This window comes from Thiomonas sp. DCM-2 (assembly GCF_056820905.1).
Genome location: NZ_CM165962.1, coordinates 1,298,534 through 1,315,489, shown reverse-complemented (window position 1 = coordinate 1,315,489; position 16,956 = coordinate 1,298,534). Strand labels below are relative to the sequence as shown.

Below are 16,956 nucleotides of genomic sequence, written 5' to 3'. Positions count from 1 at the left end.
GGTACCGCACATCCACTCCTGTCGCCATTTGTGTCTGCTGGCCCTTGCTCGTTACCATTCGTGTCTTGCACGCAACAGATGTCTTTTTTCTGCCTTGCACAAAACCCGAGCATCATAGCAGTTCTGTGCACCGACCACTCGCACACCAGCGCGCCCAGCCCAGATCGACCCCGACATGTCCGAGCATCCCCTACGCCATCAGCTTCACAACGAGATTCATGCCCGCCCCTACGAGCGGGTGGGCGCGCCCGCGCAGATCAGCCATCAGGTCATGCTGGTGAACCCTTCAGAGTCGCAGCAGGCTTATGAGCACCTGTGCGAGCTGCTCGCCAACCTGCACCTGGCTGCGCCCAATGCGAACAGCATGTTCCATACCGAGCAAATCGGTCCGGTGCGCCTGCGCTGGGAGCGCCACGGCGAATTCATCAGCTATACCTTCATCACCCACGAGCAGATCGGCCCGGAGGGGCCGCTGTTCGAGCGCTGCGCCTGCGACCGCATTTCCGCCGACTGGCGCGCCCGCATTCCTGGGCAACTGCTGTGCGCCAATCATGTGGCCGTCATGCCAGAGAGCGAACTGGACTGCGACGCGCTGCCCGACTTTTCCGCTGTGCTGGATGTGGATGCGCTTGTCGGCGCCGACGTTGCCGACGGGCACGCGCAGGTATTCACCGATCTGCGCATTGCGTCCGATGGTTTCACCCGGTTCATTGTGCTGAGCAAACCCATGTCGACGCGGCGACGCGGGCGCCTGGTGCAAAGGCTGCTGGAGATCGAGACCTATCGCCTGCTGTCGCTACTGACCCTGCCCCTGGCACGCGAACTCACGCCCCAGCTCAATGTGTATGAGCAGGATCTGATGAGCATCATGGATGCGATCGGTGGCAATGGCGCCTCCGACGATGCCGAGGCGCAGCGCGACCACAAGACCCTGGATCGCCTCACACAACTGGCCTCCACGGTCGAGGGCGTGTACGCCGCGTCGCACGGCCGGTTCACCGCGGCCAATGCGTATTACGACCTGGTCAACCGACGCGTGACGGATCTGCGTGAACGACCCATTTTCGGTCTGCAAACCATCGGTCAGTTTCTCGAGCGGCGGCTGGCGCCCGCCATGCAGACCTGTGCCTGGGCGGCGCGGCGCCAGCAGGCGCTCTCCGAACGGGTGGCGCGTTGCAGCAATCTGCTGCGCACTCGGGTGGAAGTGGCCATGCAGCAGCAAAACCGCAGTCTGCTGGCCTCGATGAACCGCAGGCAATACCTGCAACTGCGGCTGCAGCAAACGGTGGAAGGGCTGTCGGTGGCGGCGATCACCTATTACATGGCGTCGCTCGTCGGCCACTTGTTCGAGGCGGCAGAACCCTGGCTGCACATCAAGCCCAAGCTGGCCGAGGGCCTGTCCATCCCGGTCATTGCCCTGCTGGTATGGATTGCGCTGCAGCGCATGCACCACCGCCTGGAGCGGGCCAGCGAAAACCGTTAGCCAGCGCGTCGGACGCGCCGCTGGCGCACCGCTTCAAACAGACACACCCCGGCGGCAACAGACACGTTGAGGCTCTCCACCGCACCAAGCATGGGGATCTGCAAGAGCTGATCGCAGGTTTCGCGCACCAGCCGGCGCATGCCTGCACCTTCGGCGCCCATCACCAGCACGGCAGGCTGTGCCCAGTTGGCCGCATAGACCTCGTCGGTCGCGGCCTCGTCGGTGCCCATGACCCAGAGCCCGCGATCCTGCAGTTCCCGCAGGCTGCGCACCAGGTTGGTCACCATGAGGTAAGGCACGGTTTCCGCCGCACCGCTGGCCACGCGGGCAACGGTGGGGTTGAGGCCGACCGCACGGTCTTTGGGGGCAATGACTAAATGCACGCCGGCAGCATCTGCGGTGCGCAGAATGGCGCCGAGATTGTGCGGATCGGTCACGCCGTCGAGCGCGAGAACGAGTGGCGCGCCTTCCACCGCATCGAGCACCGCGTGCAGGTCCTGCACACTGGGCAGATCGTCCACTTGCGCCACCACGCCCTGATGACGATCCGTACCGGCGAGCGCGGCCAGGCGCTCTGCGCTCAGGGTCTTGAGTTCCACACCAGCGGCCTCGACCTTGCGCAGAAACTGCTGCATGCGCGCATCGCGGCGGCTGGCGTCCACATAGACCGCATGGACGGAAGCTGGCGCGGCCCGCAGCCGTGCGCCCACGGCATGAAAACCGTAAAGCGGCTTCATGCGGTCACCGCCTGCGCCGGCTCGGTCAGCCGACCCGCATGCATGGTGCAGATGCGGTCGCAACGCGCAGCCAGCGCCGGGTCGTGCGTGACCAGAACCAGCGTCGCGCCTGTCTCGTCGCGCAGCCGGAACATCAGATCCATGATGCGCGCGCCGGTCGCCGCATCGAGATTGCCTGTGGGTTCGTCGGCCAGCACCAGCCGAGGCCTGCCGACAAATGCGCGCGTCAGTGCCACGCGCTGCTGCTCGCCGCCAGACAACAAGGCCGGGCGGTGATGCAGCCGCTGCCCCAGCCCCACGGCCTGCAGCAGGGCGGTGGCAAGATCGACCGCGCCCTGCGGCCGACCTGCGATTTCCAACGGCAGCACGACGTTCTCCAGGGCGGTGTAGTGGTCGATCAGCTGGAAGTTCTGGAACACGAAGCCAATTTTCTGCGCACGCAGGTCGGCTCGTCCGTTCTCGTCCAGACTCGCCAGGTCGACGCCGTCAATCAGCACCCGTCCCGCGCTGGGCAGGTCCATGCCCGCGAGCAGCGCCAGCAAGGTGGATTTGCCCGAGCCCGACGCGCCGGTAATCGCAACGGTCTGCCCCGAGGGAATGCGGAGCTGGACCCCGGAAAGGATGGTGAGCGCATCGCCAACGTCGGAGACGGTCTTGCCCAGATCCTGCGCGACAATCACATCGACCGTCATGGAAGCCTTGTCATGGAAAATGGAATGCAGTCGATTGTAGAAACCTCGTCCCCGGTGTCGCGGCGCAAGGCTTTGGCTCTGCTGCTCGGCGCCGTGGTTGTGGCGCAGGCGCAGGCCAGTACGGCGCCCAAGCCAACCTTGCTGGTGGTCGGCGACAGTCTGTCCGCCGGCTATGGGCTGGAAACCGGCAAGGGCTGGGTGGATCTGTTGCGCAAACGCATGGAGGCAAAGCGGCCCGGCTGGTCGGTGATCAACGCCAGCATCAGCGGTGACACCACCGCCGGCGGGCTGGCCCGCCTGCCCGCGCTGATCGCACGCGACAAGCCGCGCGTGGTCATCATCGAACTGGGCGGCAACGACGCGCTGCGCGGCCTGTCACTGCAGCAGACTCAGGACAACCTCTCTCGCATGGTGATCCTTTGCAAGCAGGCTGGGGCCGGTGTTTTGCTGGTCGGCATGCAGATTCCGCCAAACTATGGTCCGGCGTACACCGCGCGCTTCGCCGCCTTGTTTTCCGAGGTGGCCAAGGCGCAGCGGGTCGCCCTGGTTCCCTTTCTGCTCTCAGGCGTGGTGACGCATCCAGACTGGTTTCAATCCGACAACATCCATCCCACCGCACAAGCGCAGCCCATCATGCTCGATACCGTCTGGCCTCACCTGCAGCCCCTGATCGGCTTGAAGTCCGCAAAAGGTGCGCGATGAATCCGCGCGCGATAGAGGCCACCGAGGCTCTGCAGACGCTTGGATCGTTCAGTGCCGTAATCGATGTGCGCAGCCCGTCCGAATTTGCGCTGGATCACATGCCGGGCGCGCAAAACTGGCCGGTACTCGACGACGCGCAGCGTGCCGAGGTCGGCACGCTCTACACCCAGGTCGATCCGTTTGTCGCCAACAAGCGCGGTGCGGCACTGATTGCCCGCAATATCGCCGATCACATCGAAGCGCACGCGGATGCACTCCCCAAATCGTGGTCGCCGCTGGTGTATTGCTGGAGAGGCGGCAATCGATCCGGCGCAATGGCGCACATCCTGGCGCGAGTCGGGTTTTCCGTCGTCCTGGTTCAGGGCGGCTACCGCGCCCTGCGCCGAGCGCTGCGCGCGGATCTGGAGCAACTGCCTCGACAACTGCAATTCCACGTTCTCTGCGGCCGCACCGGCTGCGGCAAAAGCCGTCTGTTGCGCGCATTGCGTGTCGCGGGCGCTCAGGTGCTCGACCTCGAAGCATTGGCGCAGCACCGTGGCTCTGTGCTTGGGCTGGAACCCGGAGACGAACAGCCCTCGCAAAAATTGTTCGAATCGCGCCTGTGGGCGCAACTGCACAGCTTCGATCCAAACAGACCGGTGTTCGTCGAAGCCGAAAGCAAGAAGATCGGCCTGCTCCACGTTCCCGACGCCTTGATGGAGCAGATGCGCAATGGACGCTGCGTGTCGCTTGAACTCGATTCCGCCTTGCGCGTGGAGTTTCTGCTGCAGGACTACTCCGCGCTGTCCGCAGACCGTGCGCTGCTGCTGCAACGCCTGGACAGCTTGCGCGCCCTGCGCGGCGCTGAGGTGGTGAAACGCTGGAAAGATCTGGTTGCGCAAGGCGATCTGCGGGCATTCACGGCGGACATCCTGGATCAGCACTACGACCCCAGCTATTTACGTTCCATGACCCACAATTTCCACCAGTTTGAATCTGCTCCCTGCATCCAGCTCGGAGGGATTGACGAAGACGCCTTCGCCCATGCTGCTGCGCAGGTGCTGAGCATGTCAGAGGCGCCAACACGATCCGCTCTTCCTCGCAATCAGACACAAGCCGAATCCAGCAATTGTTGATCCCCGGGCGGATCGGCATCGCACGCCGCAGACAAACGGGCGTCGCGCGCACGCTTGAAAAGATCGGTCACTGACAGCGTGGACAAGAGATTCGAGTCGCTCAAGACCTGCCGCCACAGCCGACCGCCAGGCTCTCCTTTCCAAAGACTCAACATATGGCGCGTAATGGACTGGGGATGCAGCCCACGGCTCTTCCACTCTGCAATGTAGCGACACATCTGCTCCTCCACATCCTCACGTCGCAGGAGCACCGCTGCTGACGGGCCGAGGAGCGCCGAATCCCACTGCGCCATCATCCACGGATCTTGATAGGCGGCACGCCCCACCATGACCCCATCCACCTGCTCCAGCCACTCGCGCACTTGCGCATGGGTCTTGACGCCCCCGTTCAGAACAAAACGCAACTGCGGGAAATCGCGCTTGAGCTGCAAGACGAACTCCGGCCGCAAGGGCGGAATTGCGCGATTCTCCTTGGGGCTCAGCCCATTGAGCCAAGCCGCACGTGCGTGCACGATAAAGGTGGCACAGCCACCCTCAGCAACTGTGCCCACAAAATCTCGAACAAAGCCATAGCTGTCCTCAAGATCAATCCCAATACGGTGCTTGACCGTCACAGGAATTTCTCCAGCGACGGCATCTCGCATCGACGCCACAGCGTCTCGCACCAGAGCTGGCTCAGCCATCAAACAGGCACCAAAAGCCCCTCGCTGCACACGCGGGCTCGGGCAACCGCAGTTGAGGTTGATTTCGTCATACCCCCAATCCCGCGCCAAAGCGGCACACCGCGCCAGATCGCGTGGTTCACTGCCCCCAAGCTGAAGCGCAATCGGGTGTTCACTGTCCGAATAATCGAGATGCCGTGAAACGTCCCCAAACAGTAACGCCCCTGTGGTCACCATCTCGGTGTAGAGCAAAACGTGTGAAGAAATCAGCCGGTGGAAAAAACGGCAATGCCGGTCTGTCCAATCGAGCATCGGTGCGACAGAAATTTTTTGATGCATGAATTAAAGAAATTTCGGCGAATATCCAGACACTCACAGAAATTCGCCATGCGAGGAAAGGAACCGTCACGGCAGCCATCTGTACGCCCTCATTAAAGAAAACGACAAAAGTCGCATCTAACAAGCAAGGACCAAATTTGGTTCAGCCAAAAGCACAGGCGTGCCCAATGCGGCATCAACTCTTCGCGCGCACCGACTGGACGGCACGCATCAAAAGATTTCTGATCTGCGCATCAAAAACAATGACCAAAACAGAATAAACAATGGCACCAGTAAAGATCTGCAGAAAAAGTCGATAAAAAGCAGCAGAAGGATGCACAGATATGACGATGTAATACATGAACATCGAAAACAGACTGTATTTTACAAAATCAATCCAAGGCATTCTTATTTGAATCACTTTGCGTCCATAATAAGCCGCCAGCGCAGTATACAAAACATAACTCACAAGTGCAGCAAACGCTGCACCCTCGATGCCAAATGGACGAACAAGCACAGTCGTCAGTACCAGATTGACAGCAGCGGCCACAAGTACAGAATACATGACAACCTTGGTCAATTTATTGATGTAGATACCTGCACTGAAAATTGGAGTACCGCCAGAAACCAGCATGCCACCCACAATGAACACGATCAGCTCAGTACTGACTGCATATTTCGAGGATGCGAGCAGACGCAATAATTCAGGACCAACTGCCGCCATGCCAGCGAGAATCGGAAGAGCCAACGCAAGATAATATTTAAGCGCTTGCTGGATGAAATCGATGGTTTTTTCCCGACCTTGCTGCTCCCACATCCTGAAGTACATAGGTACAACAGCTTGTGCAAATGAAGCGGTCAGGACACCTTGCAAGTAATCACTGAAATTGAATGCAGCCGAAAAAGCACCAAGGGGCTCCGGCCCAAGCTGATAGTTGATAATATAACGTCCACCCATATTCAGCAAGAGCATGGACAATTCGCTCGCAAGCAGCGGCAGTCCGAATATCAACATGGACAGAAAGAGTGGCTTGTTGAATTCGCGGAAGCCGAACACATGTTGCCTTGCGTAATACACTATGATGACAGAAACAGCAATCAATTCGCCAAGAATAGAAGATACAAAAAAACCCTCCAAAGTCCTGGAGACATAAAACAACACAAAGAAAATCAATCCCAGCCCGAGGTATTTTCTTACAGTGAAATAGGTACTGTATATCCCACTCTTCTGCTGCGCACGCAGCATATTATACAGCGCACTATCGACCACACGAATAAAAACCAAAGGAGAAGCAACGATGATCAGGTGCTTGGTTTGCTCGTTGGATAGCCACGCGGTCGGAAGAAAGAAAACGATAACGACACTCAGGATTGTCACCGCAAGACCAACCCCAATCATTCCAAACAACACGGTGGAGAAAAACTGCCTTGTCGTATTTTCTCGTGTGCCAGCTTCCACTTCGCTGTAATAACGCACAACAGAATGTTGCAGCCCCAGTTTTCCAACCCCAACCATGAAGAGTATCGTCGACGTGACTAGCGCCATGGTTCCGTATTCTGCCACCGTAAAGAGACGCGTCAGAATCGGAAATGAAATGATACTGGCCAGCATGACAAGAATGCTGCCAATGGAATAGTTTGACGTATGCTGAAAAAGCCGCAGCAACACACCGCGCTTGCTGCCTTTTGTCACCAACGGCGATTCATTTCTGGTCTGCATGTCGAGAAAAATCTGCGTCAAATGCTCTAAGCAGGCTTCTTGTACAGCTTGGCCAGAGATTCGAGTACGGTTGAAGTTGAGAATTTACTCTCGACATATTTTCTTGCAGCGACACCCATTTCCACTCGCAATTCCTGTTGGTGTGCCAATCTATTCAATGCGGTAGATAGTGCAAGCGGATCGTTCGGTGGAACCAAAAAGCCGGTTTCTTCATCAGTAATGATGTCTTCGTGTCCGCTTACACGCGTTGCCACCACCGGAAGCGCACAGGACATCGCCTCAAGGACTGCATTGGGCAACCCCTCTTGGTGAGATGCCTGGACGTACAGATTGTTATCACTCAACAATGCAGGAACATTCTGGACAAGCCCAGGAAATTTCACACTCTTCTCTATGCCGAGTTCTTTGGCCATGGCAATCAGGCGTTCCCGCTCGGGCCCATCCCCTGCAATCGTGAGTTGAGAGTTCGCAGGCCACTCCCCAAGGGCCCAGGCCTTGAGCAAAACATCCAAGCCCTTGACCGGGACGTGTCGACCTACGAACACTGCATGCAAACCGGTTTGATTGCGCACAGGGGGGGGCTTGAATCGCGCTAAATCGACTGCATTTGGAACATAATGCAATCGCCTAGCTGGGAAACCCGCTTCTTCCATAATTTTCACCGTGCGCAAACTGATGCACTGATAGGAATCCAACCGTTGCGCACCTCGAAGCAGGATGCGTTGCACCGTGCCGGTCCGTAAGGCTGGATCGAGAATCCCTCCCTGAAACTCTGCTGCACCTGATACCTTAGCGACGACTTGGGGTTTCAACCAGGGTTTGAGCCAACCAGCCGCAGCAGCCAAGTTATGCATCATGTGAATATGAATCGCATCGAAGGATTTCTGTCGGCGCAGAAGCCAGAGGGCAAATCGAATGTTAAGTAACACTGCACCCAGCCCCTTGATTCTGGGATAGGAAAGCCGGGTTACAGGAATACCGTCGACGTGGCCCTGGACGGGCAGCGATCTGTCGAGATGAGGCACAAGGACATGCACTGCATGCCCGGCCGCAGCAAGCGATGAGCTGAGCAATCTTGCCTGCATCTCCGCCCCGCCCGTAGCAGGATAGCGCCCATCGACAACCATCAAAACACGCAGTGGCCGTTTCAGTACACCCGGGTTGACTGAATCCGTCCTGATGGTCTCTTTCTGCGCAACACTGTTGGACATATCAACCCTGCTGATCAATCATTGATCCACAAATGAGATAAAAAATTCATTCAATCAGGCAATATCTTGTCATTTCATATCAAACCGAGTTGTCTCCGTGAATAAAAAGACCACTTGTGGACTTTTCAGAAATGACTCGTGCAGGAATTCCGCCAAGTGTCACATTACCGTCTGGGAAACTTTTATTAACCACGGCATTGGCCCCTATGGCCGTATTGTCTCCAATTTCCACCCCACCGAAAATTTTTGCGCCAGGTCCGATATAACAATTGTTTCCTATTTTCGGCACGTCAGAACCCTTGCCGAGCTGAGCACCAATATTGACCCCGGTATGGATTCTGCAATTAGATCCGATGCGTGCTCCTGAATTCACGACGATCGTTCCGTAGTGCAATATCGCAAGCCCCGGGCCAAAAACATTGATTGGAATGGAAAATCCAAGCCTGATAGAAATTTTACGAAAGCGGTAAACAGCGATGATGCGTCGAACCGAATTTTTCTTGCAATTTGTGAGAAATTCGACCTTTCGCAGCAGACGCTGAAATTGCAAAATTTCATCATAGAGAAATGCCCAGCGGGAACGCACCCCCAAAGCGATGCGATCCGCCTGCAGGTACCTCCTGTAGTCTTCATACGATCTGATCAAGGCACGCCCTTCCACTGTAGACATTCTTTTGTCTCAGACCGCTATTCTTACACTGCAAATGCAAATAGCACCCCCTCAACCGGGTTCCTGATTGCAAATCTTCATCCACGAGGAACCTCATCTCGCGAGCTGCGCGCGACAGTGAGATGTCCGTCGTCATCCGCCAGGACGCATGGAGACAAGACGACAGACGCAAAAAAGCCCACAATGTGCGTGGGCTTCTTTTCTAGACCTGATCTTGATGTGTTGGCGGAGTGGACGGGGCTCGAACCCGCGACCCCCGGCGTGACAGGCCGGTATTCTAACCAACTGAACTACCACTCCATGCAGATTCGTAGCGCAGAATCTGGCGTCCCCTACGAGATTCGAACTCGTGTTATCGCCGTGAAAGGGCGGTGTCCTAGGCCTCTAGACGAAGGGGACTAAACCTTCGATTTGGTTGCTTGGTGGAGGTAAGCGGGATCGAACCGCTGACCTCTTGCATGCCATGCAAGCGCTCTCCCAGCTGAGCTATACCCCCAAAAGCAAAACATACATTCTATACCGTTGAGATTGTCATTTGCAAGAGCATCGCGCTCTTTTTGATGATGAGGGTCTCAATGTCTCGTGCTGTCGACAACGGGCGCCTCGATCGCTGCGGCGGCGACCTCTGCAGGCTTGGTGGGTGCATCGTCTTCAAGTGCCACCGGCACGCGCTCCAGGGCGAGATCGAGCACTTGATCGATCCATTTCACGGGAATGATCGTCAAACTCGCTTTGACATTGTCTGGCATCTCCTGCAGGTCCTTGACATTCTCCTCAGGAATCAAGACCGTCTTGATACCCCCTCGAAGCGCGGCAAGCAGCTTTTCCTTCAGCCCACCGATTCCGAGAACTTCTCCGCGCAGAGTGATTTCACCCGTCATTGCGACCTCCGCCTTGACTGGGATTCCCGTCATGGCAGAGACGATGGCGGTCGTCATCGCGATACCGGCACTTGGCCCATCTTTCGGTGTTGCACCTTCCGGGACGTGGATGTGCAGATCACGCTTTTCAAACAGTTCATCCTTGATCCCGAGGCGACGTGAGCGCACACGCACCACAGTGCGAGCGGCCTCGACGGATTCCTTCATCACATCGCCCAGAGATCCGGTGCGCAGAATCGCCCCCTTGCCGGGCATGGCCGTCGCTTCGATGGTGAGCAGGTCGCCGCCCACCTCAGTCCAGGCAAGTCCAACCACCTGACCGACCTGATTTTGCTTTTCGGCCATGCCGAAGTTGAACCGGCGGACGCCGAGAAAATCGTTCAGGTTGTCTTCGGTGACGACAACCTGCTCGGTGTAAGTCTTGAGCAGGCGCCCCTTGACGGCCTTGCGGCAGATCCGGGAAATTTCGCGCTCCAGCGAGCGCACGCCTGCCTCGCGGGTGTAATAGCGGATCAGGCCACGAATCGCACTTTCGGTGACGTCGAGTTCACCCGCGTCGACCCCGTTGTTCTTCATCTGCTTGGGCAGAAGGTAGCGCTGGGCAATGCTGACCTTTTCGTCTTCAGTGTAGCCAGCCAGGCGGATGACCTCCATCCGGTCGAGCAGGGCTGGCGGGATGTTGAGCGAGTTCGAGGTCGCGACGAACATGACATCGGACAGGTCAAAGTCGACCTCCACGTAATGGTCGCTGAAGGTGTGGTTCTGCTCCGGATCAAGTACCTCGAGCAGCGCGGACGATGGATCGCCACGGAAGTCCATGCCGAGCTTGTCCACCTCATCAAGCAGGAACAAGGGGTTGCGCACCGCCACCTTGTTCAGGCTTTGGATGATTTTTCCCGGCATGGCGCCAATATAGGTCCGGCGATGGCCACGAATCTCGGCCTCGTCACGCACACCGCCCAGGGCCATGCGAACAAACTTGCGGCCGGTCGCGCGGGCAATGGATTGCCCGAGCGATGTCTTGCCGACGCCCGGAGGACCGACGAGGCAAAGGATCGGCGCCTTGACCTTGTCCACGCGCTGCTGCACTGCGAGGTATTCAAGAATGCGCTCCTTGACCTTCTCCAGACCGTAGTGGTCTTCTTCCAACACCTGTTCGGCGAAAGCCAAGTCGTGACGCACCTTGCTTTTTTTCGCCCAGGGCAGACTAACCAGCACATCGAGATAGTTCCGCACCACCGTCGCCTCGGCGGACATCGGCGACATGAGCTTGAGCTTCTTGAGTTCGCCCTCGGCCTTTTTCTTGGCCTCCTTGGGCATGCGCGCCGCCTTGATCTTTTTCTCGATTTCCTCGATGTCCGCGCCGTCTTCGCCTTCGCCGAGTTCCTTCTGGATGGCCTTGACCTGCTCGTTCAGGTAGTACTCGCGCTGGCTTTTTTCCATTTGACGGCGCACCCGGCCGCGGATGCGCTTCTCGACCTGAAGAATGCCAACTTCGCGCTCCAGTTGTTCAAGCAGATTTTCCAGACGCGCATGCACATCGTGCAGATCGAGCACGGACTGCTTCTGCTCCAGCTTGAGCGGCAGGTGCGCGGCGATGGTGTCGGCAAGACGACCCGGATCATCAATGCCCGAAATGGACGTGAGAATTTCGGGCGGAATCTTCTTGTTCAGTTTGACATACTGGTCGAACTGCGCAACGACCGCGCGGCGCATGGCCTCGGATTCGGCCGTGTTTTCCGAACTTGAGGCAATGGGAACGGCTTCGCAGGCGAAAAAATCCCCGTTGTCGCGGATGTTCAGTGCATTGGCACGCTGGGCCCCTTCGACCAGAACCTTCACGGTGCCATCCGGCAACTTGAGCATTTGCAGAATGCTCGACAGACAACCGACTTCGAACAGGTCGTCTGGCTTGGGTTCATCCTTGGCAGCGGCCTTCTGGGCGACCAGCATGATCTGCTTGCCACTTTCCATGGCAGACTCCAGCGCCTTGATCGACTTGGGTCGACCAACGAACAGCGGAATCACCATGTGGGGGAAGACCACCACATCACGCAAGGGCAGCAAAGGCAGCGCGGTCAGATCGGAATTGTGTTCAGGGGTATCGGACATGAAACTCACCCAAAAGGAAGTTGGACTGCAAATGGGGACTCGGGCAGAGATTGCAAGCAGACGGCCGCAGACGTCTGCCCGACTTCGTCAAGCCCCCGAGGCCTTGGCTGCATCCTGATAAATCAACAGTGGCTTGGCGCCGCTTGTGATCACATTTTCGTCAACCACCACACCGGCAACATTCTGGGCATTGGGCAGATCGAACATCAAATCGAGCAAGGCCTGCTCGACGATGGAGCGCAAGCCACGCGCACCGGTCTTGCGCTCCAGAGCTTTGCGCGCGATGGCTTCGAGCGCGGCAGGACGGAATTCCAGCTTGATGTGATCCATCTCGAACAGCTTCTGGTATTGCTTGACCAGGGAATTCTTGGGGGCAGTGAGAATCTCGATCAACGCGGCCTCATCGAGTTCTTCCAGCGCGGCAACCACAGGCAGACGGCCAACGAGTTCAGGAATCAGGCCGAACTTGATCAGGTCTTCCGGCTGGGCCTGGAGGAAGGTTTCGGACAGACTGCGTTGTGACTGGGTCTTGACCGTTGCGGAAAAGCCGATTCCCGATTTTTCCGAGCGATTGCGAATGACCTTTTCCAGACCATCGAACGCACCGCCGCAGATGAACAAGATATTGGTCGTGTCGACCTGGATGAAATCCTGGTTCGGATGCTTGCGCCCGCCCTGCGGCGGCACCGACGCCATGGTGCCCTCGATGAGCTTGAGCAGCGCCTGCTGCACGCCCTCTCCCGAGACATCGCGGGTGATGCTGGGGTTGTCGGACTTGCGCGAAATCTTGTCGATCTCGTCGATGTAGACGATGCCACGCTGCGCCCGCTCGATTTCGTAATTGCAGTTCTGCAGCAGCTTCTGGATGATGTTTTCGACATCCTCCCCCACATAGCCCGCTTCGGTCAAGGTGGTGGCATCTGCAATGACAAAAGGCACGTTGAGCAACCGGGCCAGCGTCTGCGCCAACAGCGTCTTGCCCGAGCCCGTCGGGCCGACCAGCAGGATATTGCTCTTCGCGAGTTCCACATCGCTGGTCTGACCAATATGCTTGAGGCGCTTGTAATGGTTGTACACCGCAACGGCCAGAATGCGCTTGGCCGCTTCCTGCCCAATCACATACTGATCGAGGATGGCCTTGATTTCCGAGGGCGTCGGCAGATCGGAACTGACCACCTTGCCGCCAGCATCCGTGGTGCTGATTTCATCGCGGATGATTTCGTTGCACAGGTCGATGCATTCATCGCAGATGAAAACCGATGGACCCGCGATCAGTTTTTTCACCTCATGCTGACTCTTGCCGCAGAAGGAGCAATACAGGGTCTTTTCACCAGAGGACGATTTTTTCTCAGCCATGGGCGTGTGCGTTCAATTCAGGTTCAGGAGCGTTTGGCAATGACTTCGTCGATCAGGCCGTAGTCCTTGGCCTGGTCGGCAGACATGAAAAAATCACGTTCGGTGTCAATGGCAATTTTCTCCAGCGGCTGGCCCGTGCGCTCGGCCAGAATGCCGTTCAGGCGTTCGCGCAGGTAGAGAATCTCGCGGGCCTGGATTTCGATGTCGGTCGCCTGCCCCTGGGCGCCGCCCGAAGGCTGGTGGATCATGATGCGGGAATTGGGCAGCGAATAGCGCTTGCCCTTGGCACCGGCCGCCATCAGAAAAGCTCCCATGCTGGCCGCGATGCCGGTACACAAGGTGGACACATCCGGCTTGATGAATTGCATGGTGTCGTAAATGGCCATGCCGGCCGACACCGACCCTCCAGGCGAATTGATGTAGAGCGAGATGTCCTTGTCCGGGTTCTCGGACTCGAGGAACAGCAATTGCGCAACCACCAGATTGGCCATCTGATCGTTGATCGGCCCGACCAGGAAAATCACCCGCTCGCGCAGAAGCCGCGAATAGATGTCATAGGCGCGCTCGCCGCGGCCACTTTGCTCGATGACCATGGGCACCAAGCCCAGGTTTTGAATGTCAGTTGCGCTCATGGAAGGATCAAACGTGAAGGTAGATACAGATTAGCACGCAGTTCGCGAGGTCGACGCAAGGGTGTGGGATTTCCGCAAGCAATTTGCGGGACGACGCGCCAGGAGCTGGAGACTCGCCTTGGGCAGCTCACAAAAAAGCCGCTGCGCGCCGGAGCACACAGCGGCTTGCATCGCAGAGCGAAGGTTATTTCTGCCCCATCAACTCGTCGAAGCCCAGCGCTTTTTCCGTGGTCTGCGCCTGTGCAAACACGAAATCGGTCACATTGTTTTCCATCACGATCGCTTCAGCCTGTGCCAGGCGCTCCTGGTCGGCGTAATACCAACGAACCAGTTCTTCAGGCTGTTCGTAGCTGGCGGCCAGTTCTTCCACATAACTGCGCAGTTGTTCCGGCTTGGGCTGCAGGTCATGCTGCTTGACCAGCTCGGAAACAATCAGGCCCAGACGCACGCGGCGTTCGGCCTGCTCCTTGAACAGTTCAGGCGGCAGAGGTGCCTTGTCGGCATCCTTCATGCCGCGCTCGGCCAGATCCTGGCGGGCGCTGGCCATCAGCTCGTTGATTTCGTTCTGCACCAATGCACTCGGCAGATCAACAGGCACGGCCTTTTGCAGCACGTCCATGACCGCCAGCTTGTTGCGCTGCGTCAGGCGGGCTTTGACTTCGCGCTGCAGATTGCTGCGAATATCGTCGCGCAGCCGCTGCACATCGCCGTCGGCCACGCCAAGCGCCCTGGCGAAATCGGCGTTGACCTCCGGCAGCAGCGGCCATTCCACCTTGGTGACCGTGAGGGTGAACTGGGCGGTCTTGCCCGCTACCGCACGGCCTTGATAGTCCTCGGGAAAGTGCAGCTCAAAAATCTTGCTCTGTCCGGCCTGCAGACCTTTGGTCGCCGCTTCGAATTCAGGCAGCATGCGGCCTTCACCCTGCACAAAGCTGAAGCCTTGGGCCTTGCCGCCCTCGAATGCAGTGCCGTCGATGCGGCCTTCGAAGTCGACGGTGACGCGGTCGCCGTCCTGCACTTCCAGGCCTTCGGAGGTCTGGCCATTGGCAGCCGCTTGGCCGCGCACGACAAATTCTGTACGTTGCTTGCGCAGCACGTCCACGGTTCTGTCGATGGCCGCCTCATCCACGGTGGCAGTCACACGCTCGATGGTTTGCGACGACAGATCGGGGATCTGCACATCGGGATAGACCTCGAACGTGGCATCGAACGCCATGACGTCGGCCTCGACGCCTTCGGTCTTGGGGGTGAACTGCGGCATACCGGCCACGCGCAGGCGGGCACCAGTGGTCATCTCGTAAAACGCATTGCCGATCTTGTCTTGCAGCACTTCCATTTCCACAGACGGCGCATAGCGCTGCGTCACCATGGACATGGGCACCTTGCCCGGACGGAACCCCGGCAGGCGCAGTGTGCGGCTCAGATTCTTCAGGCGGGCGTTGATTTCAGTTTGCACGGCAGCCTTCGGAACCGTCACGGTCACGCGGCGCTGCAGTTTGTCCAGGGTTTCGACAGTCATGAAAAAGTCCAGTGTTCGATGAAAGGGATCCATTCCCGCCAAGCGCTTGCTTGTCGGCTGGTGCGAGGGGGGGGACTCGAACCCCCACGCCGGTGAAGGCGTCAGGACCTAAACCTGGTGCGTCTACCAATTTCGCCACCCTCGCCGGGTGATCTGCTGCCCGCATCAATGCGCCATTCGGCCCGCCTGCACTCCAGACCCCGCACGCCAGACCCCGCACGCCAGACCCGTTTCCCAAGCTTCATTGATTTTCAGGCAATCGGCTATTCTAGCCTCGCTGCGTCAACCTGCTGGACACAGCGCATGCCATGCCCGCCACTGATTCAACAGATGCACCAGTCGGCCCGCCGCCAGGGTCGTCCGTCTACTACGCCTTGCAGCGTTGCCCTGTGCCGCAGCGCGCGGGATTGACGGCGCTGCTGCGGTTTCATGTGCAGATCCGCGCCATCGTCACCACGGTCAGTGACCTGTCCGTGGCGCAGGCCAAGCTGGCGTGGTGGGACGCGCAACTCGGCGCCATGGAAAGCGGGACGGCAGAGCACCCGACCCTGCGTGCACTCGCGCCGTTTGCGCAGCGAAGCGGTCTGACTGCGAAAGCGCTGCATGGGGTCATCGACAGTGTGCAGATCGATCTGCAGCAAAACCGCTGGATCGACCGCCCCGCCCTGCTGCACTATGCCAGAGCAGGCAGCGGCCAAACCCTGCGCAACAGCGCCATCCTCCTCGGTCTCGACAGCGAGGCAGCGCAAGTGTCTGCGGAGCAACTCGGCATGGGTTTGCGCCTGATCAGTTGCATCCGGCACCTCGGACGCGACGCGGCGCAGGGCCGGATCTATCTGCCGCTGGACGCACTGCAGCGCCACGGCATCACGGCTGCGCAGTTGCAGCAGCGCCGCATGGATGCCGGTGTGGCCGCCCTGCTGGCCGAGCAGTCCGCGCTGGCCCGCCAGACCCTGGAGCAGGCGCTTGCGGGGCTGGCGCCGTTTGCCCGCGGGCAGACCGCGCCGTTGCGCGCGTTGGGCGCAATGGCGCTGGCGCTGCTGCGCGAGATCGAGCGGTCCGATTACGCCGTGCTGCATCAGCGCATCAGCCTCACGCCGCTGCGCAAGCTGTGGATCAGCCGCACCTGCCGGTGAGCCCTGCGCT

14 protein-coding genes and 4 tRNA genes are annotated in these 16,956 nt (G+C 58.6%); 4 read left to right on the top strand and 14 right to left on the bottom strand.

All coding sequences use genetic code 11. The annotated features are described in order from the left end of the window. Positions 1-175: 175 nt before the first annotated feature. Positions 176-1,483 carry a DUF3422 family protein gene (locus tag AC1ZQA_RS06330; RefSeq protein WP_482678962.1) on the top strand — a complete coding sequence of 436 codons (1,308 nt, stop codon included), beginning with the start codon at positions 176-178 and terminating at the stop codon, positions 1,481-1,483. On the opposite strand, the gene rlmB is transcribed toward AC1ZQA_RS06330, so the two are convergent. Beyond that, positions 1,480-2,220, bottom strand: a complete 741-nt coding sequence (gene rlmB / locus AC1ZQA_RS06325) for a 23S rRNA (guanosine(2251)-2'-O)-methyltransferase RlmB (protein WP_482678961.1) — start codon at positions 2,218-2,220, stop codon at positions 1,480-1,482. The two genes, AC1ZQA_RS06330 and rlmB, sit on opposite strands and share 4 nt — an antisense overlap. Next, the gene (locus AC1ZQA_RS06320) at positions 2,217-2,912 is read right to left on the bottom strand and encodes an ABC transporter ATP-binding protein (RefSeq protein WP_482678960.1); all 696 of its coding nucleotides are present in this window, start codon (positions 2,910-2,912) and stop codon (positions 2,217-2,219) included. Before AC1ZQA_RS06320 ends, rlmB begins: the two co-directional genes overlap by 4 nt. Positions 2,913-2,936: 24 nt before the next feature. On the opposite strand from AC1ZQA_RS06320, the gene AC1ZQA_RS06315 reads away from it, so the two are divergent. Together AC1ZQA_RS06315 and mnmH are read left to right on the top strand one after the other, a co-directional pair. Further along, complete coding sequence (locus AC1ZQA_RS06315; protein WP_482678959.1) at positions 2,937-3,614, top strand: arylesterase; 678 nt, start codon at positions 2,937-2,939, stop codon at positions 3,612-3,614. Next, on the top strand, positions 3,611-4,729 hold the full coding sequence (mnmH, locus tag AC1ZQA_RS06310; protein ID WP_482678958.1) for a tRNA 2-selenouridine(34) synthase MnmH: 1,119 nt from the start codon (positions 3,611-3,613) through the stop codon (positions 4,727-4,729). Before AC1ZQA_RS06315 ends, mnmH begins: the two co-directional genes overlap by 4 nt. Here the strand turns inward: mnmH and dusA are convergent. From dusA to AC1ZQA_RS06250, 12 genes are all read right to left on the bottom strand, one after another. Next, a complete protein-coding gene (dusA, locus tag AC1ZQA_RS06305) occupies positions 4,699-5,730 on the bottom strand; it encodes a tRNA dihydrouridine(20/20a) synthase DusA (protein ID WP_482678957.1) in 1,032 nt (343 codons plus the stop codon). The two genes, mnmH and dusA, sit on opposite strands and share 31 nt — an antisense overlap. Positions 5,731-5,905: 175 nt before the next feature. Next, a complete protein-coding gene (locus AC1ZQA_RS06300) occupies positions 5,906-7,429 on the bottom strand; it encodes a lipopolysaccharide biosynthesis protein (protein ID WP_482678956.1) in 1,524 nt (507 codons plus the stop codon). Positions 7,430-7,455: 26 nt separating this feature from the next. Beyond that, positions 7,456-8,640: a glycosyltransferase family 4 protein gene (locus tag AC1ZQA_RS06295; RefSeq protein WP_482678955.1), complete on the bottom strand. Its 1,185-nt coding sequence runs from the start codon at positions 8,638-8,640 to the stop codon at positions 7,456-7,458. A 79-nt stretch (positions 8,641-8,719) separates the two neighbouring features. After that, complete coding sequence (locus AC1ZQA_RS06290) at positions 8,720-9,310, bottom strand: serine O-acetyltransferase (RefSeq protein WP_482678954.1); 591 nt, start codon at positions 9,308-9,310, stop codon at positions 8,720-8,722. A 223-nt stretch (positions 9,311-9,533) separates the two neighbouring features. Beyond that, positions 9,534-9,610: transfer RNA gene (locus AC1ZQA_RS06285), tRNA-Asp, on the bottom strand. Between the two features lie 23 nt (positions 9,611-9,633). Beyond that, positions 9,634-9,709: transfer RNA gene (locus AC1ZQA_RS06280), tRNA-Glu, on the bottom strand. Between the two features lie 21 nt (positions 9,710-9,730). Continuing rightward, positions 9,731-9,806: transfer RNA gene (locus AC1ZQA_RS06275), tRNA-Ala, on the bottom strand. Between the two features lie 76 nt (positions 9,807-9,882). Beyond that, on the bottom strand, positions 9,883-12,303 hold the full coding sequence (gene lon / locus AC1ZQA_RS06270) for an endopeptidase La (RefSeq protein WP_482679282.1): 2,421 nt from the start codon (positions 12,301-12,303) through the stop codon (positions 9,883-9,885). Positions 12,304-12,390: 87 nt separating this feature from the next. After that, the gene (clpX, locus tag AC1ZQA_RS06265) at positions 12,391-13,659 is read right to left on the bottom strand and encodes an ATP-dependent Clp protease ATP-binding subunit ClpX (RefSeq protein WP_482678953.1); all 1,269 of its coding nucleotides are present in this window, start codon (positions 13,657-13,659) and stop codon (positions 12,391-12,393) included. Positions 13,660-13,682: 23 nt separating this feature from the next. Then, positions 13,683-14,291, bottom strand: a complete 609-nt coding sequence (gene clpP, locus AC1ZQA_RS06260; RefSeq protein ID WP_482678952.1) for an ATP-dependent Clp endopeptidase proteolytic subunit ClpP — start codon at positions 14,289-14,291, stop codon at positions 13,683-13,685. A gap of 184 nt (positions 14,292-14,475) precedes the next feature. Next, positions 14,476-15,810, bottom strand: a complete 1,335-nt coding sequence (gene tig, locus AC1ZQA_RS06255) for a trigger factor (protein WP_482678951.1) — start codon at positions 15,808-15,810, stop codon at positions 14,476-14,478. A 58-nt stretch (positions 15,811-15,868) separates the two neighbouring features. After that, positions 15,869-15,955: transfer RNA gene (locus AC1ZQA_RS06250), tRNA-Leu, on the bottom strand. Between the two features lie 163 nt (positions 15,956-16,118). On the opposite strand from AC1ZQA_RS06250, the gene AC1ZQA_RS06245 reads away from it, so the two are divergent. Further along, positions 16,119-16,946 (top strand): squalene/phytoene synthase family protein, encoded by an 828-nt coding sequence (locus tag AC1ZQA_RS06245; RefSeq protein WP_482678950.1) that lies wholly within the window; start codon positions 16,119-16,121, stop codon positions 16,944-16,946. Positions 16,947-16,956 lie beyond the last annotated feature (10 nt).

Coding starts and splice junctions, on each gene's coding strand:
- clpP (WP_482678952.1), bottom strand. CDS start 14,291: ATGAGCGCAACTGACATTCAAAACCTGGGCTTGGTGCCCATGGTCATC.
- AC1ZQA_RS06290 (WP_482678954.1), bottom strand. CDS start 9,310: ATGTCTACAGTGGAAGGGCGTGCCTTGATCAGATCGTATGAAGACTAC.
- AC1ZQA_RS06295 (WP_482678955.1), bottom strand. CDS start 8,640: ATGTCCAACAGTGTTGCGCAGAAAGAGACCATCAGGACGGATTCAGTC.
- clpX (WP_482678953.1), bottom strand. CDS start 13,659: ATGGCTGAGAAAAAATCGTCCTCTGGTGAAAAGACCCTGTATTGCTCC.
- AC1ZQA_RS06320 (WP_482678960.1), bottom strand. CDS start 2,912: ATGACGGTCGATGTGATTGTCGCGCAGGATCTGGGCAAGACCGTCTCC.
- AC1ZQA_RS06315 (WP_482678959.1), top strand. CDS start 2,937: ATGCAGTCGATTGTAGAAACCTCGTCCCCGGTGTCGCGGCGCAAGGCT.
- dusA (WP_482678957.1), bottom strand. CDS start 5,730: ATGCATCAAAAAATTTCTGTCGCACCGATGCTCGATTGGACAGACCGG.
- AC1ZQA_RS06245 (WP_482678950.1), top strand. CDS start 16,119: ATGCCCGCCACTGATTCAACAGATGCACCAGTCGGCCCGCCGCCAGGG.
- rlmB (WP_482678961.1), bottom strand. CDS start 2,220: ATGAAGCCGCTTTACGGTTTTCATGCCGTGGGCGCACGGCTGCGGGCC.
- lon (WP_482679282.1), bottom strand. CDS start 12,303: ATGTCCGATACCCCTGAACACAATTCCGATCTGACCGCGCTGCCTTTG.
- AC1ZQA_RS06300 (WP_482678956.1), bottom strand. CDS start 7,429: ATGCAGACCAGAAATGAATCGCCGTTGGTGACAAAAGGCAGCAAGCGC.
- tig (WP_482678951.1), bottom strand. CDS start 15,810: ATGACTGTCGAAACCCTGGACAAACTGCAGCGCCGCGTGACCGTGACG.
- mnmH (WP_482678958.1), top strand. CDS start 3,611: ATGAATCCGCGCGCGATAGAGGCCACCGAGGCTCTGCAGACGCTTGGA.
- AC1ZQA_RS06330 (WP_482678962.1), top strand. CDS start 176: ATGTCCGAGCATCCCCTACGCCATCAGCTTCACAACGAGATTCATGCC.